Genomic DNA, 16,415 nt, shown 5'->3' with positions numbered 1-16,415 from the left:
TAAGTTGGTAACTGTTTTACAGCTTTTCTATAAGTCTGCTTTTGGTCCTTGATACTTGATGTTTAATGCCAAATGTTTGTTATTTTAATCTAGCGTCATGGAGTAAATTTGCATACTAAGTTTGCAAGTGCTTATTTCAATTATGGAATTTTATTTTATAAATGGCATAAGGTCACAGGATAAGTAGTATTGTTATATTATTTTGTTTAGTATGAATTTAAGGTGGGGAGAAATGACTTGGAGTGTTGAAGATGCAAAGCGGTATCTATCGGAGTTTGGCTTAAAACCGGAATTGAGTAGGATTGGCACCGACTCTGGGGAAATATACTTAAGCAATATTCGTCGCGTAGCGCCAAGTAACATGAATGACTCTAATAAATATGCTTATTATATTTATAGTCAAGGTGGTGATGCAAAAGCTCTACTTGTTACAACATCGACAGGTGATAGTAAGTATATTAGAGAGGCTGAATTTATGTTTCGGCGTTTGTTAGGTGGGTTGGTTAAACAAACGACTAGCAGTACGATGTCAAAGAACTTTTCTTTAGAGGATGGGAGTGCTGAGTTGGTTGAAAATACGTTTGTTCAAATAGAAAGAAATAGAGAGAAATATCAAGGATCGTTAAGAGGGATTATTAGTTTAGAAAATGATGCGGACAAGGCTAAAGAGTGGGTCAGTGTCATAAATGATGCTCGATTAGAAAACAATTGATAGTGTGGTTTTTAAGTGAAAACTATAGTGATGTGAGAAGTTTGAAGAATAATATACCCGAGCACACTCTTCCGAAGGGAGCCAATATAATGGCGATGAGGTATACGAACTGAGTTTACTTGGGTATATCATTGACGTTTCAATGGGTCATCAACTCATGCTTTTTGTATCGCTTAACACCCACTCATCTAGGAGTGACTTGAAGGACGACTTGAGCTCATCATTTTGTCTAACAACTGTTGCGCTTTCTTAGGGTTCTCAAGGTCAACGACCTCTATCATCTCACATTCATCACGTACCATCTCGTTGATAAGGCTTGGGTAGTGACGGCAGTCCTCTGGTCGGTCGAGGTAGATGCTACAGGTGTATTTGTCTTTATCTTGAGGCGTTTTCTTAGGTGAGAGCTCGAGGAAGGGGCAGCGTTCAAGCGGCTGCTTTGTTTGTGGGTCAAACCAGATTTTCCCTTGATGCACGTACTCAAAGATATCAGGGTTAAAAAGCTCCCACAGATCGATCTCTTCCTGCGTCGCAGCAAGGTCACCATTGCCGTATTTGATACAGCACTTACCACACTGATTACATTCTTTCATGATGCGCTCTGCAGTTGAGGGTTGTCGAGTGAGTGTATCATCAATAGCCCATCAAACATGATTTATTATGACTGTCCTGATAAATCGCTGATCATTCTGTTATGGGTGCCTTGATAAATCCGCCACCAGCTGGCAATCACCAGCCCGCGTTATACTGATCACAGAGCGGTTATCTAGGTTCGAGCGTATTCTGTTAAACATGTTATAAGGTATGAATGAGCTATGCTGGGTTCTATTGGTAGAATCAGCCTTGAACAACAACTAGTTAGGAGCCGAAAATGGAATACGTTCTTGTCCTTGCCGTAATAGTTATCGCTGTTCTGGTGTTTAAAGATCGACCGGTTATGACACTGACTTTCGATGATGGAAAACTCACCAGCCACAAAGGTCGGATCCCAGCTGGTTTTTTATCGGATTGCAAAGAGATTGCCCACAAACAACCATTTTCGGGTAAGGTCAAGGTGTACAAAAATCGCTTTACGACCAAGCTGGTGTTTTCTAAATCTGTGCCATCTAAGGTAAAGCAGCGTATCCACAACGTGTTTCCGTTCAGTGGTGGTAGTAAAAAACATGGTAGACGTGCCTGAACACTACCAAAGTCATGCATATGCTATCCGCACTAATAAGGCATCGCCTTCTCCTCAGCTAAGCAACCCCTTGCGATAGCGGCGTCCTGCACGCCGCTAAAACAGACTGTGAGTCTAATCTGGGCAAGTTGACACCAAATTATTTTTATTTGTCAATCATGGGTGTCCTGCTAACTTTCGCTGCTAACTTTCGATGGGTGCTAACTTTCGATGGGTGTCCTGATAACTTTTGCCTGAACACCACCAAACCTAAACACACGCTACTCGCACTAGCATCGCCTTTTCCTCAGCTAATCAACCGCTTGAGATAGTATCGTTCTGCACGCCGCCACAACAGATTGGTAGCCGAATCTGGAGGACTTGGCGGCAAATCAATTTTCCATGTTAGTTTTGGGGTGCCTTGTTCACTCTCTTTATTATGGGTGTCCTGTTAATTACTGATGTTAGTTTTGGGGTGCCTCGTTCACTCTTTTTATTATGGGTGTCTTGTTAATTAAGTCACTGATAACTAGTTTATGGGTGTCTTGATAGTCTGCGATAGTCTCGTGTTGATAAACAGCTTACTTGGCGGAAGTGTTTGAGGTCACGTCTTGTGACATTGGCTGCTTAGCAAGCCTAGTGAAATCGGTTTGGTCGCGCTGCTTCAAAGTTTGCTCAGTTTGCATATGTAACAATCACTTACATAAGGACTAAGTCAAAGAGGCAGGGACGTATGTATGACACTGTGATATTTGAGTATGAGGGTACCCTTTGTCAAAGAGGGTGTTTGGCGAGTGCTTTAGCCAATATCTCTGAAAGTCGCCAGGCTTATCAAATTGGCCAACTTATCGAGCGATATCTGGCCGACTTCTCTCGAGTTGGCAGCACTTCTCAACCGGATTGGCAATCAATTTGGCAAGTGGCCTTCGCCACCTATGGCCAAACGTTTGATGAGCAGCTTGGTATAGAGCATCTCCAACGCTTTGTTGCTGATAGTCAGCTGTATGATTATACCTTGCCACTACTTGAAGCATTGCAGAACCAAGGGCTAAAAACGGTGCTGCTGGCCAACGTGGTTGGGTGTAGCGAGGTTTATCAGCAAGACTTGGATAATAGGGGGCTTACAGCTCACTTTGACCGAGTTATCTGGTCTTCGGATATCGGTTATCGCAAACCTAACAAACAAGCTTTTCAAATAGCGCTAAACAGTACTGGGAGCCACCCTTCTAGTACGCTTTTTGTGAGTGATAAAGAGCTGACGGATATTTGGGGCGCGAGGTCACTCGGTATGTCGACCATGCTGGTGACAGATCAGTACCAAGTAAGCCGATTTGCTGATTATGTGGCGCTAAAAGCCAACGTGATGGATGAAATCAAGCAAGTCACGCGATTTACTAAGATGACAAACGATTAGTGATTTAGTTTGGTTTAGCTCTACAGGCAAGCTTAAGTCATCAATGAGCCAAGAACGCTACATAGCCATGGTATGTAGCGCTTCGGTTCATTGATGGTGAGGATTAGCTCAGCGCCGCCAAGATAGTTTCCGCCTTACTGGCTTCAAACTCTTGGCCCTGCTCAACGTTCAGTTGGGTCACTATGCCATTGTCGATGATCATGGCGTATCTTTGTGAGCGAGTGCCACCAAAGCCCGCGGTATCCATCTCCAGCCCAAGTGCTTTGGCGAAACTGGCATCCCCGTCGCCCAGCATCATTATCTCGCTGGCATTTTGAGCTTCGCCCCAGGCTTGCATCACGAAGGCATCATTGACGGCGACACAGGCTATCAGGTCGACGCCTGCCGTTTTTATTTGATCGGCTAGAACAACATAGCCAGGTAGGTGCGCCTCAGAGCAGGTCGGTGTAAACGCACCCGGCACGGCGAAAAGTACGACTTTCTTATTGGCAAATAATTCATCGGTGTTGTGGCTGATCATGCCATCTTGGGTGAGTTCACTGAGTGTCGCGGTTGGTATGGGTTGGCCTTGTTGAATCATCATCACGTCCCTTGTCGCGTTGGATGTGATCAGTGTAGCGGCTAAAGCGCGATCAGACCAAGTTGGATGTTTTTGACAAACCCGCATCGAGCTTGGGTGAAATCCATGTTCATCTTCTGCTAAACTCGCGGTTTAGATTGCCATCCAGCAGGAACCAATATGAGTCAAGAACAACCCAACAACCCATTACATGGGGTAACCCTAGAGATGATGCTCGTGCGCTTGCACGAACACTACGGGTGGGAAGGACTGGATGCACAGATCCAAATTAACTGCTTTTACAACAACCCTTCCATCAAGTCGTCTTTGAAGTTTTTACGCAGAACCCAGTGGGCACGCGACAAGGTAGAAGCGCTCTACATCGAGACTTTCTGTCAGTAAGAGAAGGGGCTCACAATTCTACTGCGTAGATGTGGGCTTGAATCCTCCCCCAAGTGTTTTTCAAGGAGCGCAGTTTGGCTAAAAAATATTACGTTGTTTGGCAAGGGCGCGAGACCGGCATCTTTACCACTTGGGCTCAATGCAAAGCCCAAGTAGACAATTTTTCTGGGGCTCGCTTTAAGTCTTTTCCAAGCCTAGAAGAGGCGCAGGCTGCGTTTGGCCGCCCGTCAAAGCTCAAGGCGTCAACGACCAAAGCAAAGACTAGCAAGCCAAAATCCACACCACTGACCCAAAGTCAGATAGACGCCATGCCCTACACGGTTAAGATTTTTACCGATGGTGCTTGTGAGCCTAACCCTGGCGAAGCCGGCACTGGCTTGGCCGTATACCAAGATCAAACGCTTAGTGAGCTTTGGTATGGCCTGTATCAAGCGCACGGCACCAACAACACCGCTGAGTTGCATGGACTTAATCAGGCATTGCGGCTTGCTAAGGAGAAGCTGTCACAAGGGCATAGCGTTGGTATCTACAGTGACTCAAGATATTCCATTGATTGCCTGACTAAGTGGGCTGTTGGCTGGGAGAAAAAAGGCTGGACCAAGTCCGATGGTGAGATAAAAAACCTCGATATCATTAAACCTATGTATGCCCTGTATCAGCAGATTGCTTCTCAAATCTCGATTCATCACGTCAATGGGCATGTAGGCATTGAAGGCAATGAGTTGGCTGACAGAATGTCCATCGTAGCAATACAATCGCGTGAGCCCAACCTCGCCCGATACACAGAAACAGACGACATAAGCCAAATTATGGCATTACGAGCCGGATAGCCCCAGATCTGATTCTTAGAGTGTCTTGTTAATATTAAGCCAAGTGCTATCGGCGATGGCGATAATATAAACTGGACACTACCCTATCGATATTGACCAGAGGTAATAAATTGACCAAAGCTCTCGCACCAGATTATTACAGTGTTGTACTGGTTAATGTCGATATCCTCGTTTATTGACAACATAAACTGATTAAAGGTTTTGACATCACCCACTTGGACCATTAAAGGTTTGAGGCGCTGAAATTCTGCCTCAGTCTCAATAAACTCTGGTGAGAGATAAGCTTTATAGTCAGGTCCTGGCGCTAACTCCCCCACAAAGCTAATGCTGTCGTTGGCAACGGCGACTACACCCTCTCCCCAATGAAGAAAATCACTGTCTTGGCGATCTTTATCAAACTTTGCGGTGTATTGGGCCTTAGCTTGTACTGCACTGATGGCAGATTCTGGCGGGGATTCTGGCGCGATGAGGATGGGCAGAGCATAAACACCCAGTCCAAAGCCTATAGCCAGCGCTATCAAATGAGAAAGAGTAAAACCAAGTAGTCGTATCATCAAAGCCTCCTGCACTATACCAACGTCATTTAGATTAACTATAGCTAAAACAACAGTTAGCCGTTGGGTTAAGGGCATTTTTTTCCGGTAAAGAAGCGCGATGATTGCAAAGTGATCTATGGGTGATATCCAGCATGATTCACACTTGCCAGATCAGTATCTACTTAGTGGGAACTATCAATCTTCTTCAGGCGCGGCTCATTTTGTTTAGTTGATACCTCGAGAGTTTTTGTTTTTTGAACTTGGCTCTCTCAAAACCTTACTACCAATGCGACGTGCTACATATACATGGTGTTACATATATTTTTTGATGAGTAATATTTGTTGTTTTATTGCATGGTATTCTATATCCGTTGGCGGTAAATAATCATTGATAGACCAATTTCAGACTATTCAATACTCATTGCTTTTACAGCATGGGTGCTCGAGGTTATTTATTTTCAATAATTAATTATAAAAAATTTGAAGGATATTTAAGTATGCAACATTGTAATGTTCCCACCTACAAAGGGGATGTTTTTTGCGGTCAATGTGGCGATATGGTGGCTGATAAAGAGCGCTTGACGATAACCAACGTCTTACCGGAGAGTGTAGAGAAAATCAAAAAGCATTACCTACAGGCTACAATTATCACTGGTGAGGTGATCTCAGCCTATTATTATAAGCGCCTTAATAAGTCATCAAGCTCTTCAATTCAGAGTGCTTATTGGTGGCTAACAGTATTAGATGAGCAGAAACAGACTCATCAGTTCTCAATTTCTGCAGAGGGTGACTACTGCGCTGATGTGAAAAAGGGCGATATCCTGACTTTAGTCGAGCCAAAGGGTGTGACTTTATTACACAAGGTTCAAGAGCGCGAAGCGCGCGAGAAAGTAACCAACAACGACCTTATGTCCTGCATAGTGGTGCATCGTGAGAGCGAGCAACGCAGCAGTATTGAGGCCAGATATAGTGAGCAGCCGAGCAAGCCAGGAACCTTATGGTGGAAGCTGTTTTTAGGTGCCATGGTTGTACTGGCATTTTGGCAGAACATGCCAATAGATACTACGGCGGTTGTTGCGGTAGTTGGTGCGCTAGCGATTGCTATCTGGGAGTTTGTCAATAACGGCAAAAAACACACTAAGGCGCTAGAGCGGCATGCAGATCTTAATGAGGCGTTAGGTGAAATCCTTAATGTTACCAGAGAAGATTTAGGCTACGGAGAGGTTGCGCGGCCACAGCATGAAAGTGATGTTATCTGTATCCACTGTTCTCAGCGAATTTCAACCGAGAATCAATACTGTGTGCACTGTGGAAATCAGCAGGCGCAAGTATCCCAAGCACTCATCGAAAGCGAAGATGTGAAGCTTATCGACCACTCTGATACTGGGCTAGCACCGGTAGCAGAGGAGGGTGACCATCAAGTCGTTGAGGCGCTTGAGAGTGAGCTGCCAAGCAACAATGTCACGCCATTATCAGTCAAAGATATTCAGATGGCAGTGCTTGAGGAAAACTCAGTAAAGCTCAGCGCGGATTATTTACATAAGCGCAGCTTAGCACGTAACTCGAGTGCAAAAGTGACATCAGAGTTTCTCTTGGTTAAAATTATCGACACTGAAATTTCAAGCGATGTTTCTGATGTCACGACGACGACGACCTATGAGACCAAACACTACAATCGCTATGGCCACAGTCACTCGACATACAGCACCAAGACAAGCCGACATCGTAGCGCAACGATATCTAGTGAGGTTATTGGTCGCCTGGCTGATGGCAGCACTTACACCTTTACGTTCGCCGAGCATATTACCCGCGGTGTAGATCCTGGTGATTGGCTAGCTTTGGCTGACACCAGTGCGGAGTTTGATGACGAAACCAACCTATACAACATTGAGTACGCATACAATGTAAGCCAAGAGAAAGAAATTCATCTTCCGGTGAAACAGTCGTTCATGGCTTACGATGATGGGCGCAGCATCAGTAATCTAAAAGGAATTGGCTTTTTGGCAGCATTGGGTGTCGTTGGTTCGTTGATGACGAACTCCTCTGCGATGGCAGGTTTGAGTATTGGATTACTTGTTCTGGCTACAGCATGGGGCATTGTTATGGGCAGCATTAACATCTTTCAAAACAACAAGCGTCGCCAAGCAGTCTTCGCTCCGATGTTGGACAAGATTAAATTGTTCCAAACTCGCCTTCCTGAGCTGAAAAAGCGCTTGGCAATGATAGATTAACCTCACTTTTTAGTCGGAAACAGTAAAGGGAGCACCATTTGTGCTCCTTTTTTATTTACAACTTTGTTTAGCCTTCACGAATTGAAATAAAATCTATTCGAGGACCGATTGAGAATCTGCATGTTTAATTGCTGAGTGGTGTGATGCGTACATACCCCAGGGGTTATCTATCCTAACTATAGTCAAAACAACACTTGGTAAGCTGTTAAGCACTAAATTCAAGATGTTTTTTCTAATTTTGCTCATTCTTCAATTGAGGGGGGGCTTTTTCTGCTGCACACTCAGCGGGGTAAAAGTGTTCACCATTAGATTTGATAGAGGGAAAAATGAAATACATCGGAAGTTGTCACTGCGGTCAGGTGCAGTTTAGTGTTGAAGCGCCGGAGGTGATTGAGGCGGATCTGTGTAACTGTTCAGTGTGTAAAAAATCGGGCTATTTGCACTTTATAGTGCCCAGTTCCAAGTTTACCCTTATCGCAGGGAGAGAGAGTTTGAGTGTTTATACCTTCAACTCTAACGTGGCGCAGCACTACTTCTGCCGAGAGTGTGGTATTAAACCCTTCTATATCCCACGCTCGAATCCAGATGGTATCGATGTGAACGTGAACTGCATTGATACGCCAATTAAGAAAATCAATATTACCGATTTTGATGGACAGAACTGGGAGCAACACGCACATACGCTTGCGCACAAGAGTAAAGAGGTTGAGCGTAGCCAGTGAGGTTTTAGTTGTAAACTGTGGTCAAAACTTCACACGATATTGCAAGTAGGCTAGAGGCAACTCGCATTTTGGTCTGGAACTGATAGGGCAGTTTGGAAGCGCGGATAGCTCAGTACTAGGTTGATAGAAACATGGGCTTAATATAGCCGTCAACCAAGTCGAGAGTCGCCATGAATTGTCGAATTAAAAAGCGGGCTTTTATCGCCTATATCGTCTGCTGGATAGCCTTGTCACTCTATGGTCTGTCTGCTCAAGTTGAGCAAGGCTACCCCACTGTCTTAGGCATCATGAGTGCGGTGCTGGTGTTAATCAGTGCCTCGGGTCTAATTGGCTATGCGCTACAGTTTCGCCTGTTTTCACCCAATGCATGGCGTAATCTATTTTATTTCCATACCGGCACCTTACTTCTTCTCTCTGTGATGTTTATTGATGGGGTGCGACTCTTAGAGGTAATCGTTTATCTCGTTACTTGGTTGTTGAACGCGCCGTTATTGTTCGGGCTGTATCGCTACTCTGAGCCTAATAACGAAATCTGGAGGATGAGAGAAGAGCAAGCCTTACTTGAGCAGTTGATGGGCGCACTCAGCATCCATGGCCATCTGATTGCAAACCACACGACTGGCAATAAAAACATCAAAGTTGATCTGATCATGGAGCAGGAAAGTTATGTGGTAAGGATGAAATACTTCGCAGACACAAACCAATCCTTTAAAAATGAGTTCGCCAGCCTTGAGAGTGCCATCAAGTTTATCGAAAAGTATGCGTCGATTGGCCCTAAGCAGTTACTGAGCGCCAACGGGTAAGTCGCTTATCAACATTTCAGAGCCATGATCGGATAAAGTTTGCAGCAACTCACTCAGTGACGGTTGAGGCTTGGCCCGGCTTTGACTAGAATGACGTTTTTATTATCAATCTCAGGTTCAAACTATGAGTGACAACAACGCAAAACCAACTTTACCCGATCGCCTAGCGGGCAACCCGCGTAGCCCATTCCACGTGGCTGAATGTTTCGAGCACCACATTGGTATTCGTCTAAACGGTAAAGAGCGTAACGACGTTGAAGAGTACTGCATCAGCGAAGGTTGGGTGAAAATCCCTTCACCAAAGGCAAAAGACCGTTGGGGTCAGCCGATGCTGATCAAACTGAAAGGTGAAGTAGAGGCATTCTACAAGTAACCCTTTCACAGCCCTCAAAAGTTTCAGAGTTTTGGGGGCTGATAGCTCACCCTCTCCTTGTTATTCTTGCCCTATCAGTGCCCTTTGCTGTCAAGCTGCTCACTCGCACCCAGAATTTGTGTAACTTAATATTTGCGCCACTCAAAGCCCCAATTTTACTGATACTATCTCTGCTATCAGCGATTGAAATTGGGAGACCATGATGAAGAAATTAACCGGCTCTTGTCTATGTGGTGCGGTGGCGTTTAGCGTCGATGACGACTTTGATTATGTGGGTAATTGTTTGTGCTCTGAGTGCCGTAAATTTACCGGTTCAGATTACTCATCGGCAGGTGGGATTAGCGCCGAGAAGTTTGCGCTCTTGCGCGGTGAAGCGTCCATTACTTATTATCAGAAAACTCCGGCCACGACCTTAGCTTTCTGTAAGACCTGTGGCTCTAGTCTGTTTTCTATCAAGTCCGATACGCAGCGTTACAACATCCGCCTTGGTGTGCTGGATGATGCGCCAAGTCAGGCACCAAGCTTTCATATTTATGCGGCAGATAAGGCGCCTTGGCTGCAATTGAACGATGATTTGGTGCAGTTTCTCGGCCATCCTGACAAGCTTTAGAACATGCTTTGATGAGTGTAGGCGGGGGTAACACGCAACTGGAATCATACTCAGAGAGTCAGTAGTATATCCCTTTTGAATGTTAACTAGTGTGTTGTTATGTCACTGCCTCCATGCCCAAACTGTCAATCTGAATACGTTTATCAAGATCAAAGCCAACTCGTGTGTCCTGAGTGTGCCCACGAGTGGAACCCTGATGAGGATGTGAGCCCGAAAGTCAAAGATTCTAATGGCACCCTGCTATCAGAAGGCGACAAGGTCACGCTAGCCAAAGATCTTAAGGTCAAGGGTAGTTCAATGATCCTAAAGATCGGCACCAAAGCAATTGTACGTCGCATCCAAGACGGCAAAGATCATCAGTTGGATTGCAAAGTCGATGGCGCGGGGGAGATGATGGTGACGGCGCAATTCGTTAAAAAGGCCTAATGCCAGTGAGCCGCGATCTTAGCCTCTAAGATCGCGACAGTTTGTTTAGTTCCCGACGGGCAGTTCCGGACGGATTAGTCCCAGACAGGTGCAAGCCCTTTAGGATCTACCTCGCGACCATTGCGCTCTAGAGCGTCGATCTGCGCGATTTCTTGCTCAGTAAGTTCAAGCTTGGTGGCGGCCAAGTTACTTTCAAGGTTCTCACGCTTGGTTGATGACGGGATCACCGCGATATCTTTGTGCATTGCCCAAGCCAGTGCAACCTGCGCTGGTGTTGCGCCGCGCGCTGTGGCAATCTCTTGAATGGTTTCATCTTGCAGTACCTTACCGTAGGCCAGTGTCATGTATGACGTGACCTTGATGTTATTTTTCTGCATGAAATCGACCAGCTTACGGTTTTGCAGATACGGACTGAGTTCCACTTGATTGGTTGCGATGTGCTCCATACCAACCACCTCTGCCGCTTGCTCAATCAGGTCGATATTAAAGTTTGATACGCCAATCTCTTTAGTCAAACCAAGCTCTTTCGCCTTTAGAAGCTCAGGCATATATTCGCTGATTTGCGTGCCTTCTCCTGGCCAGTGAACTAACGTCAGGTCGACGTAGTCGGTTTTCAGTTTGGCTAAGCTTTCTTTTAAACTCGGGATAAGGTCATCCTTGTTGAGCTTGTCGACCCAGACTTTTGTCGTGATGTAGAGTTCTTCACGCGCAATGCCACTGTCAGCAATCGCTTGCCCGACCTCGGCCTCATTATCGTAAATCTGCGCCGTATCAATCGCGCGGTAGCCAAGTTCAAGGGCGTTGGTGACTGAGTCTATCACGACTTGCTCTTTTAGGCGGAAGGTGCCGACGCCAAATGCTGGGACAGTCATAGGGTTCTCCTAATGTTGTTATTGTTTATTCGATTAGCAGTTTGCATCGTCTAAGACCAGAGGTAAAGTCACAGCGATCAATTGTATGCGGCGATACAACCCATTAACCGTTCAAAATTGCCTTGGCTATACTCAAAAGGTTCTCATCTGATTAATCCTTAACACAATCTCAAATCGCCTATGGATCATCTTTTTGTCTATGGCACCTTAGCGCTAGGTTGCCCAAACGAGCAAGTACTAAACAACATTGGGGGTACTTGGAAAAAAGCATTTGTTACTGGTCGACTGCACGACAGCGGGTGGGGTGCAGCCATGGGATATCCGGGCTTGGAGCTTATTGACCGTGGTGAGCGCATCCAGGGGTATCTATTTTCTTCGCCGAATTGGACGCCTTTGAGGGAGACGGGTACCAAAGAATGCTGACCACTGTTGAACTGCTGACGGGTGAACAGCGCCAAGCCTATGTTTATGTTTTGAAATCCGTTTGAGCATCCATGCCAAGTAAGAGGTGGCGCCGCTCTGTTAACACCCACACAGGTCGAAAGACCTTAGTTTCTGTCATTTCACAGCAGTTCGGCGGTACATCGGGGCGGTCACACCGGTCCAGCCTTTAAACGCTCGATTAAAGTTACTCAAATCGTTATACCCCACTAACCAGCAGATCTCCTGAACCGGCAGTTGAGTCTGGGTGAGTAAGCGCTTAGCGTGATCGGCGCGCGCCTCATCTCTGAGGGTTTTGAATGTCATGCCTTCGCGTTTTAAGTTACGCTGCAAGGTTCGGGTGGTCATGCCAATCATATCGGCAAACCATTCGACACTGAACCACGGGAGGATGGCATAGGCTGTAACCAGCCGCTTGATGGCGTTGTGCCAACCAAGCTCGGATTGATGAAAGGCAATCGGCTGGTAATCATCGGCAAGTGGGACAGTAAAGGCCCCAACCTCGCACTCATACTCAATCGCTGTGCACTTAAAGGATTTAGGTAATACCTCAGGGTTACGCCAGCCCGAGACCAACTCAGCCTTGTCTGGCAGCCAATCCTTGCCAAGGTAGCGGCGGCAAAAACCAATCATCGCCAGCATGCGAAACCACTCGCCTTGGGTAAAGCCCTTGATATGTGACCTTGAGGCATTATCTCGATGGCAGAGCCACCACTTCCCGTCACGATATTCCGTCCAGATGCACACATGGCTGGTCAAATTGGACAGGGTCACGCTCAGGCGCAAAAGCGCATTTTCTAAGCTATTACAATCGTTGAGCTCACTGGCCAGTTGCGGCAGCAGCTGTTCGACGGTCGCCGATAGACCGATCTCAAAGCCGATTTGAGGCCCAAAGCGTACATCAAGCTGGTGGATAAAACGCATCAAATCCCGGGTGGGTAGCCATTGGTTATTCACCATCAGTTCGATGGGCAGCTCACACTCTTTGGCCACACTTCGCCAGTCGAGTCCTTTTTTCTCACAATACTCAATATGCGGTGCGATATTGATACTCGATGTAACCAGCAGCGTTGCAGTTTCTGATGAGGCTCTCACGATGACTCTTGGTTTCTAGTTTGGTGTGCTTGGCTAAATATTAGCATGTGCAGACTGATTACAGACGAGTTGGTGGTTTCAAGATGATAATTTGTCATCAGGTGACCTAACGACGCCAGTGGATTGATCCTATTATTCTGGCCATCCGACAGCGCTGTAACTGATAAACCCGTGTCAATACGGCGTTGTCGGTCTCAATTTCTCGCTAACGACGAGTCATGCTAGGTAACAGGGACGAATATCCCTCATGGAAGAGGCCTCATGCGAAAAGTGACCTACCACTAATTATTGAGCAATAGGTGGCTCTAACGATCTTTGTCTTACACTCTAACGAGAGGCCAAGAAGAGGAGCGCACATGTACCAAGAGATTATTCAGTTCTGGTTTTCAGACATTGAACCACGCCAGTGGTGGCAAAAAGACTCTCAGTTTGATCGCTTGGTAGAAAAGCGGTTTGGGCATTTACACCAACAAGCGATGGCTGGCGAGCTCTATACTTGGCGTCCTATCGCGCAAGGCAGTCTGGCTGAAATTATCATACTCGATCAGTTCTCGCGGAATATTTTCCGTGATACGCCACAGGCTTTTGCCAGCGACTCGCTCGCGCTGGCTCTTGCCCAGAGAATGGTGGAAAAAGGACAAGATCTTGAATTAGACCCAGTGCAGCGCCGCTTCGTCTACCTGCCTTATATGCATAGTGAATCGATGTTGATCCATACTCAAGCTGTGGCGCTGTATGAGCGACTAGATAACCCCGAGAGCCTGAGCTTTGAGTTCGAGCACAAGGCCATCATCGACAGGTTCGGTCGTTATCCGCACCGAAATTCCATTCTAGGTCGTGAATCCACCCCACAAGAGCTTGAATTTCTCAAGCAGCCTAAGTCTGGCTTCTAACTTTTGTCTCGTCGTTGTAGAGAAGGGTTTGGTGATGGTGTAGCGTTAACTTATTGAATATATTGAACTGTCACCTTGGTGTCAGGGTGATGACGTTCCGTGGTGGGAGATTTCTGCAGTACGTTGGACGGGAAAACAGCTAAAGGATGGCAAGATGATTATCAGAAAGTTAAGGCTACAACGAGGTTGGTCTCAAGATCAGTTGTCTCAACTCAGTGGGTTGAGTATTCGCACGATACAACGGATTGAGCGAGGTCAAAAGCCCAGTCTAGAGTCACTGAAGTCCTTGGCTGCTGTATTTGAAACCACAGTCGCTGAACTTCAGCAGGAGCCAACAATGAGCAACAAAGACGCCAATCCCACCGAGCAAGAGCAGACCATCATTGATCAAGTCAGAGCAATAAAAGGTTTTTACTCTCACCTGTTCACTTACCTATTGGTGATCACAACACTATTCATCATCAATTACGTTACCTATGCCGGCTACATTTGGGCATGGTGGCCAGCATTGGGTTGGGGGGTAGGTATCATCAATCATGGCATCAATGCCTATGAGCTGTTTGACCCGCTCGGCGCTAAATGGGAGAAAAAACAGATTGAACGCCGCCTAGGCCGAAAACTATAGCACTTCGATTATGTGAGCAATTAGCGTTGACGCACAGAACGCAATTACAAACGATGGCAGGTGATCCAACTTGGGTTTAGCATGTTATAAATGAAAGGAAAATAAAAGTTAGAGGTACGGCGACAGGTTGAGGGCTTTGGTGTGTGAGAGATTAGAACCTCGTGATCAATTACTCGCTCCCCGGAACGAAGTGAAACCCGAACCTCGCAACGCAGTGTACCTTCTATTAATAAACGGAGAATGCTAATGCTTACAAAATTAACCACCGGGGGCTTGTTGGCTCTTGGTATGAGTTTTTCAGTCCATGCTGCGGAGTGTGAGGTCACCATCGACTCTAACGATATGATGCAGTTCTCAACCGACACGATTACTGTGCCTGCAAGCTGTGAAGAGGTGACCTTGACCCTTAACCACACGGGTAAGCTGCCAGCGCAGACGATGGGACACAATGTGGTGATCACGGACACCGCCAATCTGCAAGCGGTTGGCACCGCGGGTATGCAGGCAGGGCTCGACAATCAATATGTGCCGCCAGGGGATGCTCGGGTGTATGCGCATACTAAGGTGATCGGTGGTGGCGAGAGTACCACGATCACATTCAGTACCGCTGAAATGGAAGCAGGGGGTGACTACAGCTTCTTCTGTTCCTTCCCTGGCCACTGGGCGATCATGAAGGGTGCGTTTGTTTTCCAATAACCCTTTCTGCGAAAACGTAATCGTGCCAATACATGACAGAGCCGAGAGCAATCTCGGCTCGTTTGATCTTACCCGTCTATATTGGCAATAACGGGGCAGTGGTCACTGAGATGATAGTCGAGCACATCGCGTGACGAGTAGATATTTTGTCTGACCTTGCTGGCGCTCAACGGTTCGCTGACAATAATGTGATCAATCAGTGAACGAAACTGGTGGAGGCGGTTGGGATCGCGATTTGAGCGAACCTTACATTTAGCACTCGTCTTGGCTGTGGCAAGCTCAAGTTGACCGCTTTGGGTCAAGGTTTGCCACAGCCAATCATTAGGGTAGGCAAGGTTATGGTTAAAGTCTCCTGCAATAACGTAATGCTGGCCAGCTTTCTCACGCTCAGCTATCCAGTCCGCTAGCACTTGCCCCTGTTGCTTAAGCTGCTGACAGTTGCTGTTGTCACGAAAAGCCCCGCTACACCCAGCCTTGAGGTGCACTGACAGTAGGTGGAGTGGCTGCTCACTATCAGGAGCAAGCACGATATAAGCGCCAAAGCGCAGTTTGCTGTTACGTCTATTGCTCAGACGAACATCCGTAACATTCTCGAAGGCAAGGCGCTTTTTGATAGCAAAGCCTGTGTATTGATTGAGGTCTTTGAACTGATGATTGCGATTGCCCGCATTCGCTCGGTCTGAGAGAACGATCGCATAGTTGCTCCCGACGATTTTTTGGATCGCCTTAAGATCATTGATCTCTTGGAAGGCGAGGACATCGGGTGACATGATCTCAAAATAGCGGCGAAGGGCTGCAAAATCGTCACTGTTGCGCCGCGCTTGTGGCACAGAATGATCCTGTTCACTACTCAGCCACTCAATGTTCCACGACACGATTTTGAGTGGAAAATAGCCATCAGTTGCATAAGTTTGTACACTGGTAAGCAGGCTAATGAGCAAAGTGAGACCTGTAAGGAGCCATTTCTTCATAAACATTACAGCCGTAATAAAAACGTAAGCCCTTATCCTAGCAGGACT

Annotated in this window: 22 protein-coding genes; 16 read left to right on the top strand and 6 right to left on the bottom strand. The window is 46.5% G+C overall.

Translation table 11 applies throughout. The annotated features are described in order from the left end of the window. The first annotated feature begins 232 nt into the window (after nucleotides 1-232). Complete coding sequence (locus ACSTTG_RS12200; protein WP_438474989.1) at nucleotides 233-712, top strand: hypothetical protein; 480 nt, start codon at nucleotides 233-235, stop codon at nucleotides 710-712. Between the two features lie 188 nt (nucleotides 713-900). Here ACSTTG_RS12200 and ACSTTG_RS12195 read toward each other — a convergent pair whose 3' ends face one another. After that, nucleotides 901-1,302 (bottom strand): YkgJ family cysteine cluster protein, encoded by a 402-nt coding sequence (locus ACSTTG_RS12195; protein WP_438456859.1) that lies wholly within the window; start codon nucleotides 1,300-1,302, stop codon nucleotides 901-903. A 278-nt stretch (nucleotides 1,303-1,580) separates the two neighbouring features. On the opposite strand from ACSTTG_RS12195, the gene ACSTTG_RS12190 reads away from it, so the two are divergent. Together ACSTTG_RS12190 and ACSTTG_RS12185 are read left to right on the top strand one after the other, a co-directional pair. After that, nucleotides 1,581-1,889, top strand: a complete 309-nt coding sequence (locus ACSTTG_RS12190) for a DUF3634 family protein (RefSeq protein WP_438456860.1) — start codon at nucleotides 1,581-1,583, stop codon at nucleotides 1,887-1,889. 712 nt (nucleotides 1,890-2,601) lie between these two features. Further along, nucleotides 2,602-3,282 carry an HAD family hydrolase gene (locus ACSTTG_RS12185; RefSeq protein WP_438456861.1) on the top strand — a complete coding sequence of 227 codons (681 nt, stop codon included), beginning with the start codon at nucleotides 2,602-2,604 and terminating at the stop codon, nucleotides 3,280-3,282. A 103-nt stretch (nucleotides 3,283-3,385) separates the two neighbouring features. Here the strand turns inward: ACSTTG_RS12185 and ACSTTG_RS12180 are convergent, their stop codons facing one another. Continuing rightward, complete coding sequence (locus ACSTTG_RS12180) at nucleotides 3,386-3,862, bottom strand: peroxiredoxin (RefSeq protein ID WP_438457581.1); 477 nt, start codon at nucleotides 3,860-3,862, stop codon at nucleotides 3,386-3,388. Between the two features lie 159 nt (nucleotides 3,863-4,021). Here ACSTTG_RS12180 and ACSTTG_RS12175 point away from each other — a divergent pair, with 159 nt between their 5' ends. Further along, nucleotides 4,022-4,243, top strand: coding sequence for a VF530 family protein (locus ACSTTG_RS12175; protein ID WP_438456862.1), 222 nt, complete (start codon nucleotides 4,022-4,024; stop codon nucleotides 4,241-4,243). A 74-nt stretch (nucleotides 4,244-4,317) separates the two neighbouring features. Then, nucleotides 4,318-5,073: a ribonuclease H1 domain-containing protein gene (locus ACSTTG_RS12170; protein WP_438456863.1), complete on the top strand. Its 756-nt coding sequence runs from the start codon at nucleotides 4,318-4,320 to the stop codon at nucleotides 5,071-5,073. Nucleotides 5,074-5,156: 83 nt separating this feature from the next. Here ACSTTG_RS12170 and ACSTTG_RS12165 read toward each other — a convergent pair whose 3' ends face one another. Further along, a complete protein-coding gene (locus tag ACSTTG_RS12165) occupies nucleotides 5,157-5,624 on the bottom strand; it encodes a DM13 domain-containing protein (RefSeq protein WP_438457582.1) in 468 nt (155 codons plus the stop codon). Between the two features lie 482 nt (nucleotides 5,625-6,106). Here ACSTTG_RS12165 and ACSTTG_RS12160 point away from each other — a divergent pair, with 482 nt between their 5' ends. The 6 genes from ACSTTG_RS12160 (at nucleotide 6,107) to ACSTTG_RS12135 (ending at nucleotide 10,774) form a co-directional block, all read left to right on the top strand. Beyond that, nucleotides 6,107-7,840: a hypothetical protein gene (locus tag ACSTTG_RS12160; RefSeq protein ID WP_438474988.1), complete on the top strand. Its 1,734-nt coding sequence runs from the start codon at nucleotides 6,107-6,109 to the stop codon at nucleotides 7,838-7,840. Nucleotides 7,841-8,166: 326 nt separating this feature from the next. Beyond that, nucleotides 8,167-8,562 carry a GFA family protein gene (locus ACSTTG_RS12155; protein ID WP_438474987.1) on the top strand — a complete coding sequence of 132 codons (396 nt, stop codon included), beginning with the start codon at nucleotides 8,167-8,169 and terminating at the stop codon, nucleotides 8,560-8,562. A 170-nt stretch (nucleotides 8,563-8,732) separates the two neighbouring features. Continuing rightward, on the top strand, nucleotides 8,733-9,365 hold the full coding sequence (locus tag ACSTTG_RS12150; RefSeq protein ID WP_438474986.1) for a hypothetical protein: 633 nt from the start codon (nucleotides 8,733-8,735) through the stop codon (nucleotides 9,363-9,365). 124 nt (nucleotides 9,366-9,489) lie between these two features. Beyond that, nucleotides 9,490-9,738 (top strand): DUF3297 family protein, encoded by a 249-nt coding sequence (locus tag ACSTTG_RS12145; RefSeq protein WP_438456867.1) that lies wholly within the window; start codon nucleotides 9,490-9,492, stop codon nucleotides 9,736-9,738. A 202-nt stretch (nucleotides 9,739-9,940) separates the two neighbouring features. Next, a complete protein-coding gene (locus tag ACSTTG_RS12140) occupies nucleotides 9,941-10,348 on the top strand; it encodes a GFA family protein (RefSeq protein ID WP_438474985.1) in 408 nt (135 codons plus the stop codon). A gap of 99 nt (nucleotides 10,349-10,447) precedes the next feature. Next, nucleotides 10,448-10,774 (top strand): zinc ribbon domain-containing protein YjdM, encoded by a 327-nt coding sequence (locus tag ACSTTG_RS12135; protein ID WP_438456869.1) that lies wholly within the window; start codon nucleotides 10,448-10,450, stop codon nucleotides 10,772-10,774. Between the two features lie 74 nt (nucleotides 10,775-10,848). Here ACSTTG_RS12135 and dkgB read toward each other — a convergent pair whose 3' ends face one another. Next, the gene (gene dkgB, locus ACSTTG_RS12130) at nucleotides 10,849-11,646 is read right to left on the bottom strand and encodes a 2,5-didehydrogluconate reductase DkgB (RefSeq protein ID WP_438474984.1); all 798 of its coding nucleotides are present in this window, start codon (nucleotides 11,644-11,646) and stop codon (nucleotides 10,849-10,851) included. Between the two features lie 180 nt (nucleotides 11,647-11,826). Here dkgB and ACSTTG_RS12125 point away from each other — a divergent pair, with 180 nt between their 5' ends. Beyond that, complete coding sequence (locus tag ACSTTG_RS12125; RefSeq protein ID WP_497583915.1) at nucleotides 11,827-12,069, top strand: gamma-glutamylcyclotransferase; 243 nt, start codon at nucleotides 11,827-11,829, stop codon at nucleotides 12,067-12,069. Continuing rightward, nucleotides 12,063-12,134: a hypothetical protein gene (locus ACSTTG_RS24240; RefSeq protein ID WP_497583938.1), complete on the top strand. Its 72-nt coding sequence runs from the start codon at nucleotides 12,063-12,065 to the stop codon at nucleotides 12,132-12,134. Before ACSTTG_RS12125 ends, ACSTTG_RS24240 begins: the two co-directional genes overlap by 7 nt. A 70-nt stretch (nucleotides 12,135-12,204) precedes the next feature. Here ACSTTG_RS24240 and ACSTTG_RS12120 read toward each other — a convergent pair whose 3' ends face one another. Then, complete coding sequence (locus ACSTTG_RS12120) at nucleotides 12,205-13,182, bottom strand: helix-turn-helix domain-containing protein (protein ID WP_438474983.1); 978 nt, start codon at nucleotides 13,180-13,182, stop codon at nucleotides 12,205-12,207. A 356-nt stretch (nucleotides 13,183-13,538) separates the two neighbouring features. Here ACSTTG_RS12120 and ACSTTG_RS12115 point away from each other — a divergent pair, with 356 nt between their 5' ends. The 3 genes from ACSTTG_RS12115 to azu all read left to right on the top strand — a co-directional run bounded on the left by ACSTTG_RS12115 (nucleotide 13,539) and on the right by azu (nucleotide 15,396). Then, nucleotides 13,539-14,075: a DUF924 family protein gene (locus ACSTTG_RS12115; protein WP_438474982.1), complete on the top strand. Its 537-nt coding sequence runs from the start codon at nucleotides 13,539-13,541 to the stop codon at nucleotides 14,073-14,075. A 154-nt stretch (nucleotides 14,076-14,229) separates the two neighbouring features. Next, nucleotides 14,230-14,700, top strand: a complete 471-nt coding sequence (locus ACSTTG_RS12110) for a 2TM domain-containing protein (protein WP_438474981.1) — start codon at nucleotides 14,230-14,232, stop codon at nucleotides 14,698-14,700. Between the two features lie 246 nt (nucleotides 14,701-14,946). Then, nucleotides 14,947-15,396 carry an azurin gene (gene azu / locus ACSTTG_RS12105; protein WP_438474980.1) on the top strand — a complete coding sequence of 150 codons (450 nt, stop codon included), beginning with the start codon at nucleotides 14,947-14,949 and terminating at the stop codon, nucleotides 15,394-15,396. A 68-nt stretch (nucleotides 15,397-15,464) separates the two neighbouring features. On the opposite strand, the gene ACSTTG_RS12100 is transcribed toward azu, so the two are convergent. Continuing rightward, the gene (locus ACSTTG_RS12100) at nucleotides 15,465-16,367 is read right to left on the bottom strand and encodes an endonuclease/exonuclease/phosphatase family protein (RefSeq protein ID WP_438474979.1); all 903 of its coding nucleotides are present in this window, start codon (nucleotides 16,365-16,367) and stop codon (nucleotides 15,465-15,467) included. Between the last annotated feature and the right edge of the window lie 48 nt (nucleotides 16,368-16,415).

This window comes from Vibrio glycogenivorans, from assembly GCF_051660965.1.
Classification (GTDB): Bacteria; Pseudomonadota; Gammaproteobacteria; order Enterobacterales; family Vibrionaceae; genus Vibrio.
This window is presented reverse-complemented; position numbering and strand designations above follow the sequence as displayed.